At 72.0% G+C, this 19728-nt stretch carries 19 protein-coding genes; 10 read left to right on the top strand and 9 right to left on the bottom strand.

Annotation, left to right across the window (positions count from 1 at the left end):
* Positions 1 to 7 precede the first annotated feature (7 nt).
* The 3 genes from OG562_RS33970 to OG562_RS33960 all read left to right on the top strand — a co-directional run bounded on the left by OG562_RS33970 (position 8) and on the right by OG562_RS33960 (position 1859).
* Positions 8 to 607 (top strand): histidine phosphatase family protein, encoded by a 600-nt coding sequence (locus OG562_RS33970; RefSeq protein WP_266404857.1) that lies wholly within the window; start codon positions 8 to 10, stop codon positions 605 to 607.
* A 60-nt stretch (positions 608 to 667) separates the two neighbouring features.
* Positions 668 to 1342, top strand: coding sequence for a hypothetical protein (locus tag OG562_RS33965; RefSeq protein ID WP_266404854.1), 675 nt, complete (start codon positions 668 to 670; stop codon positions 1340 to 1342).
* A gap of 94 nt (positions 1343 to 1436) precedes the next feature.
* Positions 1437 to 1859 (top strand): thioesterase family protein, encoded by a 423-nt coding sequence (locus OG562_RS33960; protein ID WP_266409669.1) that lies wholly within the window; start codon positions 1437 to 1439, stop codon positions 1857 to 1859.
* Between the two features lie 248 nt (positions 1860 to 2107).
* On the opposite strand, the gene OG562_RS33955 is transcribed toward OG562_RS33960, so the two are convergent.
* The 6 genes from OG562_RS33955 to OG562_RS33930 form a co-directional block, all read right to left on the bottom strand.
* Positions 2108 to 3481, bottom strand: a complete 1374-nt coding sequence (locus OG562_RS33955; RefSeq protein WP_266404851.1) for an 8-oxoguanine deaminase — start codon at positions 3479 to 3481, stop codon at positions 2108 to 2110.
* A 55-nt stretch (positions 3482 to 3536) separates the two neighbouring features.
* Positions 3537 to 4433, bottom strand: coding sequence for a factor-independent urate hydroxylase (gene pucL / locus OG562_RS33950; protein ID WP_266404849.1), 897 nt, complete (start codon positions 4431 to 4433; stop codon positions 3537 to 3539).
* A gap of 7 nt (positions 4434 to 4440) precedes the next feature.
* Positions 4441 to 4845, bottom strand: a complete 405-nt coding sequence (gene uraH / locus OG562_RS33945; RefSeq protein WP_266404846.1) for a hydroxyisourate hydrolase — start codon at positions 4843 to 4845, stop codon at positions 4441 to 4443.
* Complete coding sequence (uraD, locus tag OG562_RS33940) at positions 4842 to 5357, bottom strand: 2-oxo-4-hydroxy-4-carboxy-5-ureidoimidazoline decarboxylase (protein ID WP_266404844.1); 516 nt, start codon at positions 5355 to 5357, stop codon at positions 4842 to 4844. Before uraD ends, uraH begins: the two co-directional genes overlap by 4 nt.
* Positions 5358 to 5518: 161 nt before the next feature.
* Complete coding sequence (locus OG562_RS33935; protein ID WP_266404841.1) at positions 5519 to 5887, bottom strand: helix-turn-helix domain-containing protein; 369 nt, start codon at positions 5885 to 5887, stop codon at positions 5519 to 5521.
* The gene (locus tag OG562_RS33930; protein WP_266404838.1) at positions 5884 to 6132 is read right to left on the bottom strand and encodes a hypothetical protein; all 249 of its coding nucleotides are present in this window, start codon (positions 6130 to 6132) and stop codon (positions 5884 to 5886) included. Before OG562_RS33930 ends, OG562_RS33935 begins: the two co-directional genes overlap by 4 nt.
* A 133-nt stretch (positions 6133 to 6265) precedes the next feature.
* Between OG562_RS33930 and OG562_RS33925 the strand changes: the two genes are divergently transcribed.
* The 4 genes from OG562_RS33925 (at position 6266) to OG562_RS33910 (ending at position 9358) form a co-directional block, all read left to right on the top strand.
* Positions 6266 to 7093, top strand: a complete 828-nt coding sequence (locus OG562_RS33925) for a TIM barrel protein (protein ID WP_266404835.1) — start codon at positions 6266 to 6268, stop codon at positions 7091 to 7093.
* A 46-nt stretch (positions 7094 to 7139) separates the two neighbouring features.
* Positions 7140 to 8033 (top strand): 2-hydroxy-3-oxopropionate reductase, encoded by an 894-nt coding sequence (locus tag OG562_RS33920; RefSeq protein ID WP_266404833.1) that lies wholly within the window; start codon positions 7140 to 7142, stop codon positions 8031 to 8033.
* A 271-nt stretch (positions 8034 to 8304) separates the two neighbouring features.
* Positions 8305 to 8544: a hypothetical protein gene (locus tag OG562_RS33915; protein WP_266404830.1), complete on the top strand. Its 240-nt coding sequence runs from the start codon at positions 8305 to 8307 to the stop codon at positions 8542 to 8544.
* 121 nt (positions 8545 to 8665) lie between these two features.
* Positions 8666 to 9358, top strand: coding sequence for a TIGR04222 domain-containing membrane protein (locus tag OG562_RS33910; RefSeq protein ID WP_266404827.1), 693 nt, complete (start codon positions 8666 to 8668; stop codon positions 9356 to 9358).
* 147 nt (positions 9359 to 9505) lie between these two features.
* On the opposite strand, the gene gcl is transcribed toward OG562_RS33910, so the two are convergent.
* The gene (gcl, locus tag OG562_RS33905; RefSeq protein ID WP_266404824.1) at positions 9506 to 11290 is read right to left on the bottom strand and encodes a glyoxylate carboligase; all 1785 of its coding nucleotides are present in this window, start codon (positions 11288 to 11290) and stop codon (positions 9506 to 9508) included.
* Between the two features lie 192 nt (positions 11291 to 11482).
* Between gcl and OG562_RS33900 the strand changes: the two genes are divergently transcribed.
* Entirely contained in the window at positions 11483 to 12265 is a 783-nt protein-coding gene (locus OG562_RS33900) for a hypothetical protein (RefSeq protein ID WP_266404822.1), read from the top strand.
* Positions 12266 to 12276: 11 nt separating this feature from the next.
* Here OG562_RS33900 and OG562_RS33895 read toward each other — a convergent pair whose 3' ends face one another.
* Positions 12277 to 13962 carry an AMP-binding protein gene (locus OG562_RS33895; RefSeq protein ID WP_323187583.1) on the bottom strand — a complete coding sequence of 562 codons (1686 nt, stop codon included), beginning with the start codon at positions 13960 to 13962 and terminating at the stop codon, positions 12277 to 12279.
* The gene (locus OG562_RS33890; RefSeq protein WP_266404821.1) at positions 13959 to 15638 is read right to left on the bottom strand and encodes an AMP-binding protein; all 1680 of its coding nucleotides are present in this window, start codon (positions 15636 to 15638) and stop codon (positions 13959 to 13961) included. Before OG562_RS33890 ends, OG562_RS33895 begins: the two co-directional genes overlap by 4 nt.
* A 179-nt stretch (positions 15639 to 15817) precedes the next feature.
* Here OG562_RS33890 and OG562_RS33885 point away from each other — a divergent pair, with 179 nt between their 5' ends.
* Both OG562_RS33885 and OG562_RS33880 read left to right on the top strand, forming a co-directional pair.
* Positions 15818 to 16678: a helix-turn-helix transcriptional regulator gene (locus OG562_RS33885; RefSeq protein WP_266404820.1), complete on the top strand. Its 861-nt coding sequence runs from the start codon at positions 15818 to 15820 to the stop codon at positions 16676 to 16678.
* 225 nt (positions 16679 to 16903) lie between these two features.
* A complete protein-coding gene (locus tag OG562_RS33880) occupies positions 16904 to 19720 on the top strand; it encodes a helix-turn-helix transcriptional regulator (protein WP_266404818.1) in 2817 nt (938 codons plus the stop codon).
* Positions 19721 to 19728: the final 8 nt, after the last annotated feature.

The following is a 19728-nucleotide window of genomic DNA, read 5'->3' as shown; positions in this document are numbered from 1 at the left end:
TGTGCCCATGGGTGATCTCTTCCTCGTCCGGCACGGTGAGACCGAATGGTCCCGTTCCGGGCGGCACACCGGATCGACGGACGTCCCGCTCACCGAGCACGGCCGGGACGAGGCGCGGCGGCTGGCGCCGTTGATCCGCCCGCTCCGGATCGCGGCCGCGTTCGTCAGCCCGCTGAGGCGGGCGCGCGAGACGGCCGAGCTGATCGGGCTGCACGACGTCCGCATCGACCCCGACCTGCGGGAGTGGGACTACGGCGGGTACGAGGGCGTGACCACGGTCGACATCCAGCGCACCCGGCCCGGCTGGTTCCTGTTCACGGACGGGGTCGCGCCCGGACCGCCGGACCACCCCGGGGAGACGCCGGAGCAGGTCGGGGAGCGCGCCGACCGGGTGCTGGCCGAGGCGGACGCGGCGCTCGCCGACACCGAGGACGCGGTCGTGCTGGTGGCGCACGGACACTTCCTGCGGGTGCTCACCGCACGGCGGCTCGGACTGCCCCCGTCGGCGGGGGCGCTGTTCCAGCTGGCGACGGGGACGCTGGGCCGGCTGGGCACCGAGCACGGGCGGCCGGTGATCGCCGGCTGGAATGTCAGTCCCCCGTCGTAGCCTTCGTCGTAGCCTTCGAGAACTGCGAGGAGACGGCACGGCCACGGGAGGGGGTACGTCGTGACAGCACCGCCGAGCGCCGCGCAGCTGCGGGTGATCGACGCCGCCGATCCCGTCACCGGGCGGCTGCGGGGTACGGAGACGCAGCTCGCGGCCCTGGTGAAGCGGGGGCTCGCCTTCCGCCACCCACGCCCGCCGCACGACTGCTTTCTGACCCCGGCCGGGCATCGAGTACGGGATCGGATACCGGATCAAGTGCCGGATCGGGTACGGGAAGCTGATCCCGTCGCGTCCGAGGCGGCCCCTGGGTCCCCGAAGGCGAGCGCGGACACCGGTGTGTTCGCCGCGCGGGTCGGGGGCGAGGAGAAGGCCGACGACGGCCCCTCCCGGGTGCGTGAGGTGCACAGCGCCTGGCAGGGGCTGCTGGAGCTGCGCCGGATGACCAACCCGGACGGCAGTACGGACCGGCCCTGCGGCTGGGAGCGCGCGCATCTGGTGCGGGCCGCCGCCCTCGCCCTGGAGGCGGCCGGCCACCGCCCCGCCGGTCCGGACGGCGCCGACGGCTACCGGGTGCGCGCGACCCCGCAGCCCGAGGCGGTCGCCGTGCACGGACCGGACGACGCGACGCTGCGGGCCTGCGCGGCGACCCTGGAGAAGGCGGGCTGGCAGGCCGGCGAGCACACCGAGCCCCGGACGAGGGCGCGCTATCTGCTGGCGTCCCCCCGCCGGGTCTGACGGACGTGCCAAGATGCCCGTCGATGAACAGGCGGGAAGACCAGCGGGCATGAAGACGAGCAGGCGAGAAGAAGAGGAAGCAGTGGGGGAAGCAGTGAGCGAGCCGTTCTCCGTCCGGATCACCGTCCGCGGGTACGAGACCGACGTACAGGGTCACGTCAACCAGAGCGTGTACATCAACTACGCGGAGCACGCCCGCTGGTCGTGGTTGCAGGCGGCGGGCATCACCCAGTCCGGACTGCGGGACAGGGGTGTGGGCCCGGTCGGTCTGGAGACGACCATCCGCTACCGGCGCGAACTGCTCGCCGGGGACGAGATCGACGTGACGTGCTCCTTCGAGTGGGGCGACGGCAAGACGTTCCGGATCCAGCAGACCATCAGCAAGGCGGACGGCACGGTCGCCGCCGAACTCACGTCGGTCGGCGGTCTGCTGGACCTGGAGAAGCGGCGGTTGGTGGCGAATCCGCGGGACTGCTTCAGGGAACTGGCGTCGGATCCGGCCCTGTTCGACCTGTAGATCCCCATCAACCCGTAGGTCCCCATCGGCCCGTAGGTCCCCATCGGCCCGTAGATCCCCATCGGCCCGTAGATCCCCATAGGTCCCGGGGGCGGGCGGTGACCGTTCCGGGGCGCGCGTCCCCGCGCGCCCCGGTCACAGCCGCCGTGAGCCCACCGGGTCCACGGCTCCCGGCCGAGGGCCGTCCCCCTCGGCCGGAGTCTTCAACGGGTCGGCCCTGCACGGGTCGGCCCTGCGCCGCACTCCGCTCAGCCCTGCGCGGCGATCCGCGCCAGTCGCCGCGCCTCCTCGCGCGTGGAGCGGGCGATCGCGTCCTCGTCGGCGTGCAACAGGCGGCCGTTCTCCACGATCTGACGGCCGTTCACGAAGGAGGCGGTGACCGGGGCCGCCGCGCCGAAGACCAGCGCGGTGACCGGGTCGGCGATGGAGGCGTGGGCGAGGGTGTCCAGCTTCCACAGCACCAGGTCGGCGAGCTTGCCGGGCTCCAGGGAGCCGATCTCGCGGGCGCGGCCGAGGACCTGGGCGCCGCCGTAGGTGCCCAGGCGCAGCGCCTGACGGGCGTTCAGGGCGGCCTCGCGGTGCGCCCCGAGGCGGTTGACCAGAAGCGCGTTGCGCAGCTCGGTGTGCAGTTCGCCGGACTCGTTGGAGGCGGTGCCGTCGACGCCGAGGCCGACGGGGACGCCGGCGGCGAGCATGTCGGGGACGCGGGCGATGCCGGCGGCCAGCCGGGCGTTGGACGACGGACAGTGGGCGACCCCCGTCCTCGTCCGCGCGAAGGCGGCGATGTCGGAGTCGTTCATGTGGACGCAGTGCGCCATCCACACGTCCTCGCCGAGCCAGCCGGTGGACTCGAAGTAGTCGGTCGGGCCCATGCCGAACAGTTCCTTGCAGAACTGCTCCTCCTCGACCGTCTCCGAGCCGTGGGTGTGCAGGCGCACACCGAGCCGACGGGCCAACTCGGCCCCCTGGCGCAGCAGTTCGGTGGAGACGGAGAAGGGCGAACACGGGGCGACGGCGATCTGGGTCATCGCGTCGAAGGAGGCGTCGTGGTGCTGCCTGACGGTCTCCTCGGTGGCGGCGAGCGCGCCGTCCAGGGTCTCGACGGCGAAGTCCGGAGGCAGGCCGCCGTCCTTCTCGCTGCGGTCCATGGAACCGCGGGCGAGGGTGAAGCGGACGCCCATGTCACGGGCGGCGCCGATGATCGCGCCGGACAGGTCGCCGGAGCCCTTGGGGAAGACGTAGTGGTGGTCCATGGCGGTGGTGACGCCGCCGCGGGCCATCATCGCGAGGGAGCCCTGGGCGGCCGCGCGGACCATCGGCTCGTCGATGCGCGCCCAGGTCGGGTAGAGCGCGACGAGCCAGTCGAAGAGGTTGTGGTCGGTGGCCAGGCCCCGGGTGATCCACTGGTAGAAGTGGTGGTGGGTGTTGACCAGGCCGGGGGTGACCAGGTGTCCGCTCGCGTCGATGCGCCGGACCACGTCCTGCAGGCCCTCGGGGGCCTGGCCCGGGCCGAGCGACTCGATGCGGTTGTCCGCGACGACCACATACCCGTCGGGGTGTTCGGTGTCGGCTGCGTCCACGGTCGCGATCGCGCAGTTCTCGATGACGATGCGCTGAACCATCGTTCGTCCGTCCTCTATTTCCGTCTCTGCGTCTGTCTCGACTGCCCTGGCCTCGTCAGAGGTTGGTGAGGTCGACCGGGATCCTCGCCTCGCAGCCGTCGCGCAGGACGGTCGCCTCGATCAGGCCGTACGGCCGGTCGGCGGCGAAGTACACCTCATTGTCGTTCTTCAGCCCGAAGGGCTTCAGATCCACCAGGAAGTGGTGCTTGTTGGGGAGCGAGAAGCGGATCTCGTCGATCTCGTCGCGGTGTTCGATGATCCGCGAGCCCATCTGGTAGAGGGTCTGCTGCAGCGAGAGGGAGTACGTCTCGGCGAAGGCCAGCAGCAGCTGCTGCTTGACCTGCGCGTACGACTCCTCCCAGTCCGGCGTCTCCTGCGCGTCGTCGGACCAGTTGAAGCGCCAGCGGCTGGACACCTCGGTCGCCAGGATGCGGTCGTACGCCTCGGGGAGGGTCGTGTACTCGTCCTTGACGTAGCCCCAGAACTCGGAGTTCGTCGAGTTCATGACGGTCAGGTCCTTGAGGCCGGAGACGACCTCCCAGGACGAGCCGTCGTAGGTGATCTGGGCGACGCGGGTCTCCTGGCCGCGGCGGACGAAGGAGTGCTCGCCCTCGCCCGGAGTCTCGATCCGCTCCCAGCCGTACTCCTCGATGCGTATGCGGGCCGACTTGATCGGCTCCTGCGAGGTGACGAAGTGGCGGGCGAGGTGGATGCCGAACTGTTCGGCGGACTCTATGCCGTGCTCCTTGGCGAAGGCGTACACGGTGTTCTTGGTGGTGTCCGTCGGCAGGACGTTGGCGTTGGAGCCGGAGAGGTGGACCTCGTCCATGTCGCCGCTCAGCGACACGGAGACGTTGAGGTCCTTGATGTGGTGGACGGCGCCGTCCCGCGTGATCCGCACGACGCGGTTCTCCGCTTTGCCGTACTGGTTCTGGCCGAGATACGTGGGCATGTGTCTGCTAGCTCCCTCGGTATACGGAGTAGCCGAACGGGTTGAGCAGCAGCGGTACGTGGTAGTGCTCGCCCGGCACGACGGCGAACGTGATCGCCACCTCCGGGAAGAACACCGGGGCGCCGCTGTCCCGATTCGCGGGGGCGTCCTGCTGCGTATCGGCTTGCTTCTTCGCGGAATCCTCGAAGTACCGCTCGACCTCGAAGTCGAGCCGTACGTGGGTGGTCCCCGCCGGCAGGGCCGGGAGGTCCTTGCACCGGCCGTCCGAGTCGGTCGCGGAGCCGCCGAGCGCCCGCCAGTCGCCGTCGCGCCCATCGCGGGCGGCGAGGCGGACGGCGACGCCCGCGGCGGGACGGCCGACGCTGGTGTCCAGGATGTGGGTGGACACGGAGGCGGTGGTGTCGGTGCTCATGCCTGATCGTCCTCCACGAGGTTGCCGAGACGGATGCGGTTGATCTTGCCCAGCTCCGTGCGGACGATCTCCCGTTCCTTCTCCGGCGGGTTGCCGATGCGCTCCTCGACCGCGTCGCGCATCTGCTCGCCGGTGCGGCCGGTGGCGCAGATCAGGAAGACGTGGCCGAACTTCTCCTGGTAGGCCAGGTTCAGTTCGAGCATCCGCGCCTTCAGCTCCTCGGAGGCGTCGGCCATGCCGCGCTGTTCGCGGGCCGAGGTCGGGTCGCCGGGCTTGGGGCGGCCGATCGGCGGGTGTCCGGCCATCGCCTCCGCGAGGTCCGCGGCGGTCAGCTCGGTCATGGCCGCGTCACTGGCGGTGTACAGCTCGTCGGCGGTGGCGTAGGGGCGAGCCTTGAGCAGCCTGTTCGCCCAGGCCGTGGAGGCGCACGCCTCGTGGAGCGCGGCGCGGGCCACGGACTCCTCGAGGTCGTTGAACCGGGCGAGGCCCGGGGGCGTGGATGTCGAAGTCACGGGAGCCTCCGTGGCCGCGAACGGCCTTCGTACGAGACGGGCTGCAGCCAGCTAACGCCTCCCCACGACACCGCGTCAACACTTTGTTGAAAATTCCGGGTAAACGAAACCCTGCCCCTAAGGGATCACCAAGGAACCCGTCAGGGGCCCAGGAGGACCCGTCAGGCCCCCTTCTCGCGGTTGAGGTAGTTGTAGACCGTGAAGCGGCTCACCCCGAGCGCGCTCGCCACGGTCTCCACGCCGTGCCGTACGGAGAAGGCGCCGCGCGCCTCGAGTATCCGCACGACCTCCTGCTTGGCCTTGCGGTCCAGGTCGGCCAGAGGCCTGCCCTTCTTGCGCTCCATGGCGGCGAGGATGTGGTCGAGGGAGTCGGCGAGCTGCGGCAGGCGTACGGCGACGGCGTCGACGCCCTCCCAGGCGAGCACCACATCATCCGGGCCGGCCTCGTCGGGCGGGACCATCTCGCCGCCCATCGCGTCGACCAGCGGCTTCACGGCCGCGATGAAGGGCTCGTCGCCGGCGCCGCTCACTCACCCTCCCCGAGGACGTTGACCTGGAGCGAGATCCGGGTGGCGCCCGCGCCGAGGGACTTGCGCAGCAGGGCGTCCACGGCGGCGAGCACCGCGTCGACGCCGCCCTCCGCGGTGTTGCCGAACGGTCCGACGTCCACCGCGTCCAGGTCGGCCGCCTCGATGACCTCACGGGCGACCAGCGCATGCGCGGGCGCCTCGTCGAGGTCGAAGGGCTCGGTCGTGAACTCCACTTTCAATCGCACGCGCTCAACCTAACGCGCGCCGCCGCTTTCCGCCGGGCCCTCTTGACAAGCTTCTACACACAGCGACAATCTTCCAGTAGGCAGAAAGCAACTTCCACATTACGGAATTCATCGCGAAGGGAGCGCAGGTCCCATGGGATTCGCAGAGCAGCGCTTCAACGTCAACCTGTCGATCCTCTTCACGGAACTCCCGCTCCTGGAGCGCCCCGCGGCCGCCGCCGCGGCCGGCTTCACCGCGGTCGAGCTGTGGTGGCCCTGGGTCGACTCCCCCACCCCCGTGCGGTCCGAGCTCGACGCCCTGAAGCGGGCGATCGAGGACGCGGGCGTACAGCTCACGGGCCTGAACTTCTACGCCGGACAGCTCCCCGGCCCGGACCGCGGCGCCCTGTCGCTGCCCGGCGTGGAGTCGGAGCGGTTCCGCGCCAACATCGACGTGGCCGCCGACTTCGCCCAGTCCCTGGGCTGCCGGGCGCTCAACGCCCTCTACGGCAACCGCGTGGACGGCGTCGACCCGGCCGCGCAGGACGCGCTGGCGCTGGAGAACCTGGTGCTCGCCGCCCGCGCCGCGGACCGGATCGGCGCGATCCTGCTGATCGAGGCCCTGAACCGGCCCGAGTCGCCGCGCTACCCGCTGGTGTCGGCGCCGGCCGCCGTCGACGTCGTGGACAGGATCAACGACGCGACCGGGCTCGGCAACGCGAAGTTCCTGATGGACCTGTACCACCTGTCCATGAACGGCGAGGACCTGCCGTCGACGATCGAGCGGTACGCGTCGAAGACCGGTCATGTGCAGATCGCCGACAACCCCGGCCGCGGCGCACCCGGCACCGGCGCGCTCCCCTTGGCCGAGCTCCTCGGCCAGCTGAGGAAGGCGGGCTACGAGGGCTGGGTGGGCCTGGAGTACAAGCCCGGCGCCGAGTCCTTCGGCTGGCTCCCGCGCGAGGCCCGAGCCGCCCGCTGAGCGGTCCCCGCAGACGTAGCACAGCAGCAGAGCAGAGAGGCACCCCATGACAACCACCCTCCCCAAGGTCGCCTGGATCGGCCTCGGCATCATGGGCTCCCCCATGTCCGAGAACCTGATCAAGGCGGGGTACGACGTCACCGGCCACACCCTGGAGCAGGACAAGCTCGACCGGCTGACCGCCGCCGGCGGCACCGCGGCCGGCTCCCTCGCCGAGGCCGTCCGGGACGCCGACGTCGTGATCACGATGGTCCCCGCGTCCCCGCAGGTCGAGGCCATCGCCTACGGTCCCGAGGGCGTCCTGGAGAACGCGCGGTCCGGCGCCCTGCTGATCGACATGTCCTCGATCACCCCGCAGACCTCGATCGACCTGGGGAAGGCCGCCGCGGCCAAGGGCATCCGGGTGCTGGACGCCCCGGTGTCCGGCGGCGAGGCCGGGGCCGTCGAGGCCGTGCTGTCGATCATGGTCGGCGGCGAGCAGACGGACTTCGACGAGGCGATGCCCCTCTTCGAGGCGCTCGGCAGGACCATCGTGCTGTGCGGTCCGCACGGCTCGGGCCAGACGGTGAAGGCCGCCAACCAGCTGATCGTCGCCGTGAACATCCAGGCGTGCGCCGAGGCCGTGGTCTTCCTGGAGAAGTCGGGCGTGGACCTGAAGGCCGCGCTCGACGTGCTGGGCGGCGGGCTGGCCGGATCGACGGTCCTGGCGCGGAAGAAGGACAACTTCCTGCGGCGCGACTTCAAGCCGGGCTTCCGGATCGATCTGCACCACAAGGACATGGGCATCGTCACGGACGCCGCCCGCACCGTCGGCGCGGCGCTGCCCGTCGGCGCGGTGGTCGCCCAACTGGTCGCCAGCCTACGGGCGCAGGGCGACGGCGGGCTGGACCACTCGGCGCTGCTGCGGGCCGTGGAGCGACTCTCCGGCGCCCAGGTCTGACACGCCCCCCAGACTCCGGGCGGCTCCGGCGTTGACATCTGTCCTGTCGCGCCCAGGCGCCGGCGCCGCCCGGACACCGACCCCGCGGCGGTGTGCGAGCCAGTGCGGTGGTGAAGGACCGGAGCCCGTTCCCGACCCGAGGGAAGAGGCTCCGACTCCGTCGCACCCGCCGCGGTCCCTGCCCTGTACTCCCGGGCGTTCCCCAACACTCCCGGGCGCTCCCGGGCACTCCCGGCGTGCGGATCCGCGCCGCCCGCCGGAGGCTGAGGGCATGGGCAATCCGACGCACTATCCGCACATCGTGGTCCACGCCCCGGCGCTCGACGGGTCACGGCGGGTCACCTCGGGAGACGCCGTGCTCGGGGTCGCCTCGCATCTCGACGACGTCGTCGAGATCCTGCGCCTGGCCGACCTGGACCGGATCGAGGTGGAGGTGAGCGACCTCATCGAGTGGCAGGGCGGCGGCCCGGAGGACTGGCCGGGCCTGTCGGAGCAGCACGAAGGACACTAACCTCAAATCAAGCTCTGAACATGGCTCGGCGCGCTTCAACTCCCCTTCCAGCGGGGCACATTGAGGTCACAGGAGCCCGTCGGCACGGGGGCCGCGGGCCTCGCCCACCGGGGGGGTTGCCATGCGTGACGACAAGGTGTTCCGGCTCCAGCCGCACGAGGTCGCACTGCTGCGCGCCGGGGCGCGCGCCGCCGTCACGGTGGCCGTCGCGGACCTGCATCTGCGCGGACACGTCGAAGCGGGCCGGCCCGGCACGTTGCGGACCTCGGAGGCGTCCACCGAGGGTGCCGGGCAGGCCTCACCACCGGTGACGCCTCCTGAGTCCGCTGCGTCTCCGGTACCCCCTGCGTCTCCCGTTCCCCCTGCGTCCCCTGCATCCCTGTCGCCTCTTCCGCAGCTCGCGGAGGCCGTGCGCACGGCCCTGCGCCGACCTGCCGGTCTGGAGCAGGTCCTCAAGGATCCCGACGTACGGAAGGCGCTCGCCGAGGTGCGGGCCGGGCTTTCGGCCGCCGGGCTGCTGCGCGCGCTTCCGCCGCACCGGACGCGCACCGCCCGGAACGGGCTTGTGGCGCTGTCCGCCGAGCATCCCCTCCCCGCCGGCCGCAAGGGACTGTCCGCGGCCGACACGCTGATGGCCGTGGCGCTCCACGACGACCGGGCCCTGAACGTCCTCCTGCCGCGCTTCGCCCTGCGAGCCGGGCTGACCGCCCGGGCCGAGGTGGCGGACAAGGGATTCCACCGACGCGCTCCCCGCGGCGGCGGCACGGGCGGACGCGACTACGTCTCCTGCGGCGGGAGCAGCAGCACGGACTGAGCGCACGCGGGCGGCACGCACAGCGGCGGCCCATCTTCCGGATGGGCCGCCCTTGTTCGGTGCGGAGGGCGTCAGACCCTCCGCGGTCCGTCAGACCCTCCGCGGTCCGTCAGACCCTCCGCGGTCCGTCAGACCCTCCGCGGTCCGTCAGACCTTCAGCGGTCTGATCGACGTCGGAGCGTGCTCCGGCTCGGTGGCGATCTCCTCGAACTCGACGACGTTGCCGATGTCGTTGGTGCCGCTCATCGAGATGTCGGTGACGCGTTCCAGGATCGCCTCGACGACGACCGGCACCTGGAACTCGGCGGCGAGCTTCTTGGCCTGCTCGAAGGCGGCGCCCAGCTCACCCGGGTCGGTGACCCGGATCGCCTTGCAGCCGAGGCCCTCGACGACCTTGACGTGGTCGACGCCGTAGACGCCCAGCTCGGGCGAGTTGATGTTCTCGAACTCCAGATTCACCTGGAAGTCGATGTCGAACGCCCGCTGCGCCTGCCGGATCAGGCCCAGATAGGAGTTGTTGACGAGGACGTGGACGTACGGGATCTTGTGCTGCGCGCCGACCGCCAGCTCCTCGATCATGAACTGGAAGTCGTAGTCCCCGGAGAGGGCCACGACCTGCGCCTCGGGGTCGGCCTTCGCGACGCCGAGCGCCGCCGGGACGGTCCAGCCCAGGGGGCCCGCCTGGCCGCAGTTGATCCAGTGGCGCGGGCGGTAGACGTGCAGCATCTGGGCGCCGGCGATCTGCGAGAGGCCGATCGTGGTGACGTACCGGGTGTGAGGGCCGAAGGCCTTGTTCATCTCCTCGTAGACGCGCTGCGGCTTGATCGGGATGTCGTCGAAGTGCGTACGGCGCTGAAGGGTGGCCTTCTTCTCCTGCGCGGCGGCGGCCCAGTCGGAGCGGTCGGGCAGCCGGCCGGCCGCCTTCGCCTCCCGTGCCGCCTCCACGAAGAGCTCCAGGGCGGCCTTCGCGTCGGAGGCGATGCCGTAGTCCGGGGCGAAGATCCTGCCGATCTGGGTGGGCTCGACGTCGACGTGGACGAAGGTGCGGCCCTTCGTGTAGACGTCGACGCGGCCGGTGTGGCGGTTGGCCCAGCGGTTGCCGATGCCGAGGACGCAGTCGGACTCCAGGAAGGTCGCGTTGCCGTAGCGGTGCGAGGTCTGCAGGCCGACCATGCCGGCGTTCAGTTCGTGGTCGTCGGGGATCGCGCCCCAGCCCATCAGGGTCGGGATGACCGGGATGCCGGTCACCTCGGCGAACTCCACGAGGAGTTCGCAGGCGTCGGCGCCGATGACCCCGCCGCCCGCGACGATCAACGGCCGCTCGGACGCGTTCAGCAGCCCGAGCGCCTTGTCGATCTGGGCCCGGCTCGCGGTCGGCTTGTAGACCGGCAGCGGCTCGTAGGCGTCCGGGTCGAACTCGATCTCCGTCTGCTGGACGTCGACCGGCAGGTCGATCAGCACCGGGCCCGGCCGCCCGGAGCGCATCAGGTGGAAGGCCTGCTGGAAGACGCCGGGGACCTGGGCCGCCTCCAGGACGGTGACCGCCATCTTGGTCACCGGCGCGGCGATCGAGGCGATGTCGACGGCCTGGAAGTCCTCCTTGTGGATCACGGCGGTCGGTGCCTGGCCCGTGATGCACAGGATCGGGATCGAGTCGCCGAGGGCGGAGTACAGCCCGGTGATCATGTCGGTGCCGGCCGGGCCGGACGTGCCGATGCAGACGCCGATGTTGCCGGGACGGGTGCGGGTGTAGCCCTCGGCCATGTGCGAGGCGCCCTCGACATGCCGGGCGAGGGTGTGAGCGATGCCGCCGGAGGCCTTGAGCGCCGCGTAGAAGGGATTGATCGCCGCGCCGGGGACACCGAACGCGGCGGTGACGCCCTCACGCCTGAGGATCTCAACTGCCGCACGGGCAGCGGTCATTCGAGCCATCGAGTACTCCTGCTTCGACTGCTTGAGCTGCTTCAGCTGTCGGATGCGTACTCCCGTCGCGCCCCGCGGCGAGCACTTCCGTATTGTGGAAATTGTTTTCTGCTATCTGGAAGCAATGTAGGTGGGCGCGCGAAGGTCGTCAAGAGTCGTCAAGAGAAGGACAAGCAGGGGTCGAAGGAGGACGATGGGGCCATGTCCGAGAGCGTGCCGGTGCGCTGCCCGGCCTGCCGGCGCGAGCGCCTCTACACCGTGCCCTCGTATCCGTGCGTCTGCGGCGCCCCCGTCACCCCGGCGGTCGACCGACGGACGGCGCCCACGGCCGTGGCCCACCGCGCCTGGGACGAGGAGTGGATCGCCCTGCGCTGCACGGCCTGCGGCCGCCGCGACCAGTGGCCCCACCCGGAACTGGGCTGCCCCTGCGGGACGGTCCTGCGCGTACCGGTGGCCGAGGGGCCCGCGGACTCGTCCGCCCGCTCCCCTGCCGACCCACCCGCGGAGCGGGAACAGGCCCCGGAGACGACCGCGCCACCGACCCCCACGCCCCGATCCGCACCCGCACCCGCACCCGCACCCGCACCCGCACCCGCACCCGAGCGTCGCGTCTTCCGGTCCGTCGCGATCCATACCGCTCGCGACGCGGTCACGGCCACCGCGCTCTATCTGGGCTGGCTGGGTTACCGGGGCATCCGGCGGGCCGACCGGCGGCCCACCTCCGGCATCGGTCTCGCCGCCCGCGGACTGCTGGCGCAGGTGGACCCGAGCGTGCGTCCGGCCTCGCTGCGGGACGTGGAGTGTCTGTGGCTGACCGCCATGACGGAGTCCTCGGACTGCGTGTACTTCTCCCTCGCCGGGTACGCCGACGACGCCCGTGCCGGCGCCGACCGACTGCGCGTCCCGCTGTTCGTCCTGGACCTCACGGGCGCGCCCCAGCCGGTCAACGCGGTGGCGGACCGCCTCGCCGCCCGGGGCGGCTGAGCCGACGGGCTCTACAAGGCGTACTTCTCCCGCAGCTCGATCTTCCGCACCTTCCCGGACACGGTCATCGGGAAGGCGTCCAGCACCTGGAGCCGACTCGGGATCTTGTAGTGCGCCAGACGCCCCGCACAGTAGGCGCGCAGCTCCTCCAGCGTCGGCGGGTCCGTCGCCTCGCGCGGGATCACACAGGCGAGGACCTCCTCGCCGTACCTCTCGTGCGGGACGCCGACGACCTGGACGTCCTGGATCTTGGGGTGGCCGTAGAGGAACTCCTCGATCTCGCGCGGGTAGACGTTCTCCCCGCCCCGGATGATCATGTCCTTGATGCGGCCGACGATCTCTACGTAGCCGTCCTCGCGCATCACCGCCAGGTCGCCGGTGTGCATCCAGCGTCCGGCGTCGACGGCCTCGGCGGTCTTCTCGGGCTCGTTCCAGTAGCCGAGCATCACGCTGTAGCCGCGGGTGCACAACTCGCCCGCCACGCCCCGTGGCTGGGTCACACCGTGCGCCGGGTCGACGACCTTGACCTCGATGTGCGGCAGGACGCGGCCCACCGTGCCGGTGCGGTGTTCCAGGTCGTCGTCGCGGCGGGTCTGGGTGGAGACGGGCGAGGTCTCCGTCATGCCGTAACAGATCGACACCTCGGCCATGTTCATCTCGGCGACCACCCGTTTCATCACCTCCACCGGGCAGGGCGAGCCCGCCATGATGCCGGTGCGCAGGGAGGAGAGGTCGTAGGTCGCGAAGTCGGGCAGGTTCAACTCCGCGATGAACATGGTCGGGACGCCGTACAGGGACGTGCAGCGCTCCTGCTGGACCGCCTCCAGCGTGGCCTTCGGATCGAAGGAGGAGGCCGGGATCACGATGCAGGCGCCGTGGGAGGTGGCCGCCAGGTTGCCCATCACCATGCCGAAGCAGTGGTAGAAGGGCACCGGGACGCAGATCCGGTCCTGCTCGCCGTAGGCGATCGCCTCGCCCACGAAGTAGCCGTTGTTGAGGATGTTGTGGTGGGAGAGGGTGGCCCCCTTGGGGAAGCCCGTCGTGCCCGAGGTGTACTGGATGTTGATCGGGTCGTCGCAGGACAACTCGCCCGCACGGACCGACAGTTCCTCCCGCAGGTCGGGGGTCCCGGATTCGGGGGTCCCGGATTCAGGAGTCCCGCGCTCGATCAGCGCGTCCCAGCTCGGATCGGCGATGTACACGGTCTCGCGCAGGTGCGGACACCTGCCGCGCACCTGGTCGACCATCGCCCGGTAGTCGCTCGTCTTGTGGGCGAGGGACGCGAACAGGACCGAGACCCCGGCCTGGTTGAGGACGTACTCGACCTCGTGGGTGCGGTACGCCGGGTTGATGTTCACCATGATCGCGCCGATCCGGGCGGTGGCGTACTGCACGAGCACCCACTCGGCGCAGTTGACCGCCCAGATGCCCACCCGGTCGCCCTTGGCGACCCCGCTCACGAGCAGGGCGCACGCCAACCGGTCGACGTCCGCCACGAATTGGGCGTACGTCCAACGCCGCCCGGACGGCACGTCGACGAGTGCCTCGCGGTCCGGCCAGGCGGCCACGGCCCGGTCGAGGTTCGCGCCGATGGTGTCCCCGAGCAGAGCGGTCCCGCTCGTCCCGTGCGCATACGACAGTCCGCTCGTCGGCCGACCCGCCGGCCCGCTCCCCGCCTCGCTCACCGTCCCGCTCACCGGAAGTCCTCCTCGCGGTACTCCTGCGCCGAGCCCGCCGCCGTCGCCTCGCGCAGTTCGATGCGCCGGATCTTGCCGCTTACGGTCTTGGGCAGCGGGGCGAACTCCAGGCGGCGAACGCGCTTGTAGGGGGCGAGGACCTGGCGGGAGTGCTCGAACAGCACCTTCGCGGTGTCGGGACCGGGCTCCCAGCCCTCGGCCAGGACGACGTACGCCTTGGGCACGGCCAGGCGCAGCTCGTCCGGGGCCGGCACGACGGCCGCCTCGGCCACCGCCTCGTGCTCCAGCAGCGCGCTCTCCAGCTCGAAGGGGCTGATCTTGTAGTCGGAGGCCTTGAAGACGTCGTCACTGCGCCCGATATAGGTGATATAGCCGCTTTCGTCCCGTGCGCCGATGTCGCCGGTCCGGTAGTAGCCGCCGGCCATCGCCTCCGCCGTGCGGTCGGGATCGCCGTGGTAACCGGTCATCAGGCCGACCGGGCCCGCCGACAGGTCGAGCGCGATCTCGCCCTCGTCCGCGCCGGGCGCGCCCGACACCGGGTCCAGGAGCTCCACCCGGTAGCCGGGGCTCGGCCTGCCCATGGAGCCGGTCTTCAGCTCCTGTCCGGGGCTGTTGGCGATCTGCACGGCGGTCTCCGTCTGGCCGAAGCCGTCCCGGATGGTGACGCCCCAGGCGCGCCGGACCTGCTCGATGACCTCGGGGTTGAGCGGCTCGCCGGCGGCCACGGCCTCGCGGGGCGGGGTGCGCAGCTGGGTGAGGTCGGCCTGGATGAGCATGCGCCAGACGGTGGGCGGGGCGCAGAACGTGGTCACGCCCGCGCGGTCCATCTCCGCCATCAGCCGGGCCGGGTCGAAGCGCGTGTAGTTGTGGATGAAGACGGTCGCCTCGGCGTTCCACGGCGCGAAGAGGTTGGACCAGGCGTGCTTGGCCCAGCCCGGCGAGGAGATGTTGAGGTGCACGTCGCCGGGTTGGAGGCCGATCCAGTACAGGGTCGCCAGATGGCCGATGGGGTACGAGGTGTGGGTGTGCTCGACCAGCTTGGGGCGGGCTGTGGTGCCCGAGGTGAAGTAGAGCATCAGCGGGTCGTCGGCCAGGGTGGGGCCGTCGGGCAGGAACTCGGCGGGGGCGACGTAGGCGTCCTCGTACCGCTGCCAGCCCTCCGGGAGGCCGCCGACGGCGGTGCGCGTGTAGTCGCCGGGCACGTCGTCGAACTTGGCCGCGTCCTCGGCCCGCACGATCACATGCCGGACCCGGCCGCGCTCGACGCGGTCGCGCAGGTCGGCGGGGCCGAGCAGCGGGGTGGCCGGGATGACGACGGCGCGCAGCTTCATCGCGGCCAGCGCGGTCTCCCACAGCTCGGTCTGGTTGCCGAGCATGACGAGGATGCGGTCTTCCGCGCCGACCCCGCGCTCGCGCAGCAGGTTGGCGACCCGGTCCGACCGCTCGGACAGCTCCGCGAAGGACAGCCGGACCTCGGAGCCGTCCTCCTCGACGATGTGCAGGGCGATGCGGTCGTTGCCCTCCGCGATGACGTCGAACCAGTCGAGGGCCCAGTTGAAGGCGGGCGGGCGGGGCCAGGCGAAGCCCTCGTAGGCGCCCGCGTAGTCCTCGCGATGGGCCAGCAGGAAGTCGCGCGCGCTGCGGAAGAGCTCCGTCGCCGTCGTCGCCGTCGTCATCTGTACTCCTTCATGCTCATCGGTCGTTCGCCTCCGGGGCGTCCCGACCCCTGTGACTCACTCCCGTGATGCCGGACCATTGCCGGGCGGCTCTCTGACATCGTGTAATCCGTGATGCAGGTCTCACTACCCCCGAACGGGGGTGTGCGGCACCCAAGCCACCCGGAAGGGGCGAGGACGTGGCGGCAGACCCGGCCGGAACGGTGGAGATTCGCGGCGCGCTGGCGCGGCTGCGACGGACGACGCAGCTGCCGGTCGCGTTCGGCGGTCTGGTGGAGCCGGGCCGTCGGCGGATGCGGATCAGCGAGTTCAGCGGCGCGACCACGCTCGCGCTCAGCGGACTCGCGGTGACCTCGGGCAACGGGCTCGGCGGCAAGGCGGTCGCGCTGGGCCGCCCGTGCGCCGTGACCGACTACTCCCTTTCCCGGCAGATCAGCCACGAGTACGACGCGGCCGTCGCCCAGGAGGGCCTGCGCTCGGTCCTGGCGATCCCGGTGGTGGTCCGCCGCCGGGTGCGCGGGGTGCTGTACGGCGCGCTGCGCACGGCCCAGCCGCTGGGCGACCGCACGCTGGACGCGGCCGTGGCGGCGGCGCGGGACGTGGAGCAGGCGCTGGTGATCCTGGACGAGGCGTGCGACCTGCTGACGGCGGTCCGGCCCGCTTCCGTCCCGCCGCAGGCCGCGGACGACGCGCGGTGGGAGCAGGTGCGGGAGGCCCACACGGCCCTGCGCGCCCTGGCCCCGCGGATCGCCGACCCGGCCGTGCGCGCCGAGCTCCTCGACGCCTGCGGGCTGCTGACCCCGGGGAGCGGGCAGGAACCGGCGCAGGGGCCCGCGCCGCGGCCGGTCGGGCTCGCCCCGCGGGAGCTGGACGTGCTGGCGTGTGTGGCGGCGGGGGCGACGAACGCGGCGGCGGCCGAGCGGCTGGGGCTGCGGCCGGAGACGGTCAAGGGGTATCTGCGGTCGGCGATGCGCCGGCTGGGGGCGCGCACCCGGGGGGAGGCGGTGGTCGCGGCCCGGCGAGCGGGACTGCTTCCGTGACACGGGACTGCTTCCGTAACAGGGGCGTGGAAGAGTGCTCGCACACTCGCGGGCATCGATCGGATCAAGCCAGGGAGGGTCCCCCACGACAACCACTCATTCACCCGCCGCCGCAGTGAATTTCCCTATGCTTCACGTTGTTATGCGCCTCACCTCGCCGTCCCTCCGAATTTCAAAGGGACGTTGCCTAGAATTTGGCCCGGACACGACACTAGGAGGGGAGCGGTGACCGTGCGACGGGACTTCAAGGAGCCTGCCAGATGCCGCCCCGACCTGGTCATCGGCAGGGAGGAGCTGTTCACGTCGGCCCGCGACCAGCTGGCGCGCGGCGGCAGTGTGCTGCTCCACGGCCCCGCCGGAATAGGAAAGTCGACCGTGCTGCGGGCATTGGCCGCGGATTACGGCGACCCGGCGCGCACCGTCTTGCGCTGCTCGGCGACCGAGTCCGAATCCCACCTCCCGTTCCTGGCCCTGGCCGATCTGTTCGGTCTGGTCCTTGACGAGATCTCGGACAAGCTGCCCGCCGCCCAGCGCACGGCCCTGGAGTCGGCGCTCACCGGCCGCGGCGAATCGACTCTGCAACGCGACGGCCTCGCCCTGCGTCTGGCCGTGCTGTCGGCGCTGCGCGCCCTGGCCGCCGAGCGCCCCGTGCTGCTCGTCGCCGACGACCTGCAGTGGCTCGACTCCGCCAGCGCCGAACTCCTCGGCTTCGCCGCCCGCCGCCTCGGCGACACCCCCGTCCAACTGCTGTGCGCGGTGCGCACGGAGGGCCAGGAGTACGACCGTCATCTACGCGCGTCCCCGCCCGACACCCTCGCCGTCCGGCTGAACCCGCTCTCCCGCGCCCAGGTCTCTGCCCTGCTCGACCACCGCGGCTACACCGACCTGCCCCGCTCGACGATGCGGGAGATCCACCGCACCAGCGGCGGCAACCCCCTGTTCGCCCTGGAGCTGGGCCGCGCCCTGGGCGAGAACCCGACCCCGCCCCGCCCCGGCGAGCCGCTGCCCGTGCCGACCTCCCTGCGCGCCCTGGTGCTCAGCCGGCTCGACCTGCTCTCCGACGACGCCCGCCGCACCCTGCTGGTGGCCAGCGCGGGCGCCCGGCCCACGCTGGCCCTGCTGCACGCGGCCGGCCGGGAGAACGCCGAGGCCGAGACCGCCCAGGCCGCCGAGCTCGGGCTGCTGGCGACCGAGCCCGAGGGCCCCGCCGTACGGTTCGCGCATCCGCTGATCTCGGCGGCCCTGTACGCGGAGGCGCCCGTGCAGGAGCGTCGGGCCGCGCACGCGGCGCTGTCCACGGCCGCCTCCGATCCGATCGAGCGGGCCCGCAACCTCGCCCTGGCGACCACCGGCACCGATCCGGAGGTGGCCGCCCGACTCGCCGAGGCCGCCGCGCTGGCCCGGGACCGGGGAGCCCCCTCGGTCGCCGCCTCGCTCGGGCTGCTCGCCGCCCGGCACACCCCGCCGGACGGCACGCCCGCCCCCGACGAGCGCCGGCTCCAGGCGGCCGAGGACGCGATCACGGCCGGCGAGGTGGACCTCGCCCGGGACGTCGCGCGCGAGGTGCTGACCCGGGCCACCGTGCCCGCCGACCGGATCCGCGCCTGGGAGGTGGTGATCGAGGCCGCCGGGCAGTCCCTCGGCGAGGTCGACGCCGTCTTCCCGCAGGCCCTCGCCGACGCCGGCGACGACCCGCGACTGCTCGCCCTGGTCCACTACCGGCTGGCCTGGCGCAAGCTGATCGTCGACGGCGACTTCTCCGAGGCCCGTCAGGAGGCCGCGCACACGGCGGAGCTGGCCGCGCGCGGCGGCGACCGGCGCACCGAACTGATGGCGCTGTCCTTCCAGGCCTCGACCGAGACCCTGATGGGCCATCCGAACGCCCCCGCCACCATCAAGCGGGCCCTGAAGGAACCTCAGGACCCGTATGTGGCGTGCCATCACAACGGCGTCGGCGCGGCCCGGTTCCGCTGGCTGCTGATGAGCGATCAGCTGCCCGAGGCCCGCTCCACCATCACGGCGCTGCTGCGCGAGGCGCGCCGGCGCGGCATGGTCGAGAGCGAGGTGCACTTCCAACGCTTCCTCGCCGACACCGAACTGCGCTCCGGGCACTGCGGGCGCGCCCTGGACCTGTCCCGCGAGAGCCTGCGGCTGGCCCGCGACTCCGGTATCGGTCTCGGCGCCTCCGCGATGCTCGCCTCCCTCGCGGAGGCCTCCGGCGGCGACGTGGACCGGGCTCTGGCACTGGCCCGGGAGGCCGCGGACCACGCCGGGGAGGACGGCGACCAGATGTATCTCTCGCGGGCCCTGGCCGCACTGGGGCACGCCCAGTTGGTGGCCGGGGACGCGGCGGGCTCGGTCGCCTCGCTGCGCCGGGTGCGGGAACTGGAGCTGGGCCTGGGCATCACCGACCCGGCCCGCGGCCGCTGGCAGGGCGACCTCGCCGAGGCGCTGGTGCGGGTCGGCGAGCCGGGCGAGGCGCAGGACGTCATCGACGTCACCCGCGAGCACGCGCTCAGGCTGGGCCGGGAGAGCGTGCTGGCGGTGCTGGACCGGGCGGAGGCCCTGGTGCGGGCGGCGCACGGCGACCACGAGGCGGCGCTGGCCCGGCTGACGTCCGTTCAGGACCGGCTCGCCAAGCTGGGATACGGCCTGGAGGAGGCCCGGGCGGCCTTCGCGCTGGCCCGGCTGCGCACCCGCCGGCCGGGACCGACCTCGTACGACGAGGCGGCGCGGCTGTTCCGGCGGTGCCGCGCGCTGCCGTGGCTGCGTCAGGTGGACGCGGCGGCGGCCGAGGATCCGGCGGGTCCGGCGCCCGTCGCCGCGCAGCCGCCCGCGGCCGACGCGCTGGAGGGGCTGGCCGCGATGGAGCGTCAGGTCGCCGCGCTGGTGATGGAGGGCGCGACCAACCGGGAGATCGCCGCGCGTCTGTTCATCAGCGTCAAGACGGTCGAGGCGACCCTGACCCGGGTCTACCGCAAGCTGGGGATCCGTTCGCGGGTGGACATCGTCCGACTGGCCGCAGGACGTCACGCGAAGTGAGGAATCCG

The organism is Streptomyces sp. NBC_01275, from assembly GCF_026340655.1.
Lineage (GTDB): Bacteria > Actinomycetota > Actinomycetes > Streptomycetales > Streptomycetaceae > Streptomyces.
Note: the sequence above shows the minus strand (reverse complement) of the source record. Positions and strands in the feature narration are given on the sequence as shown.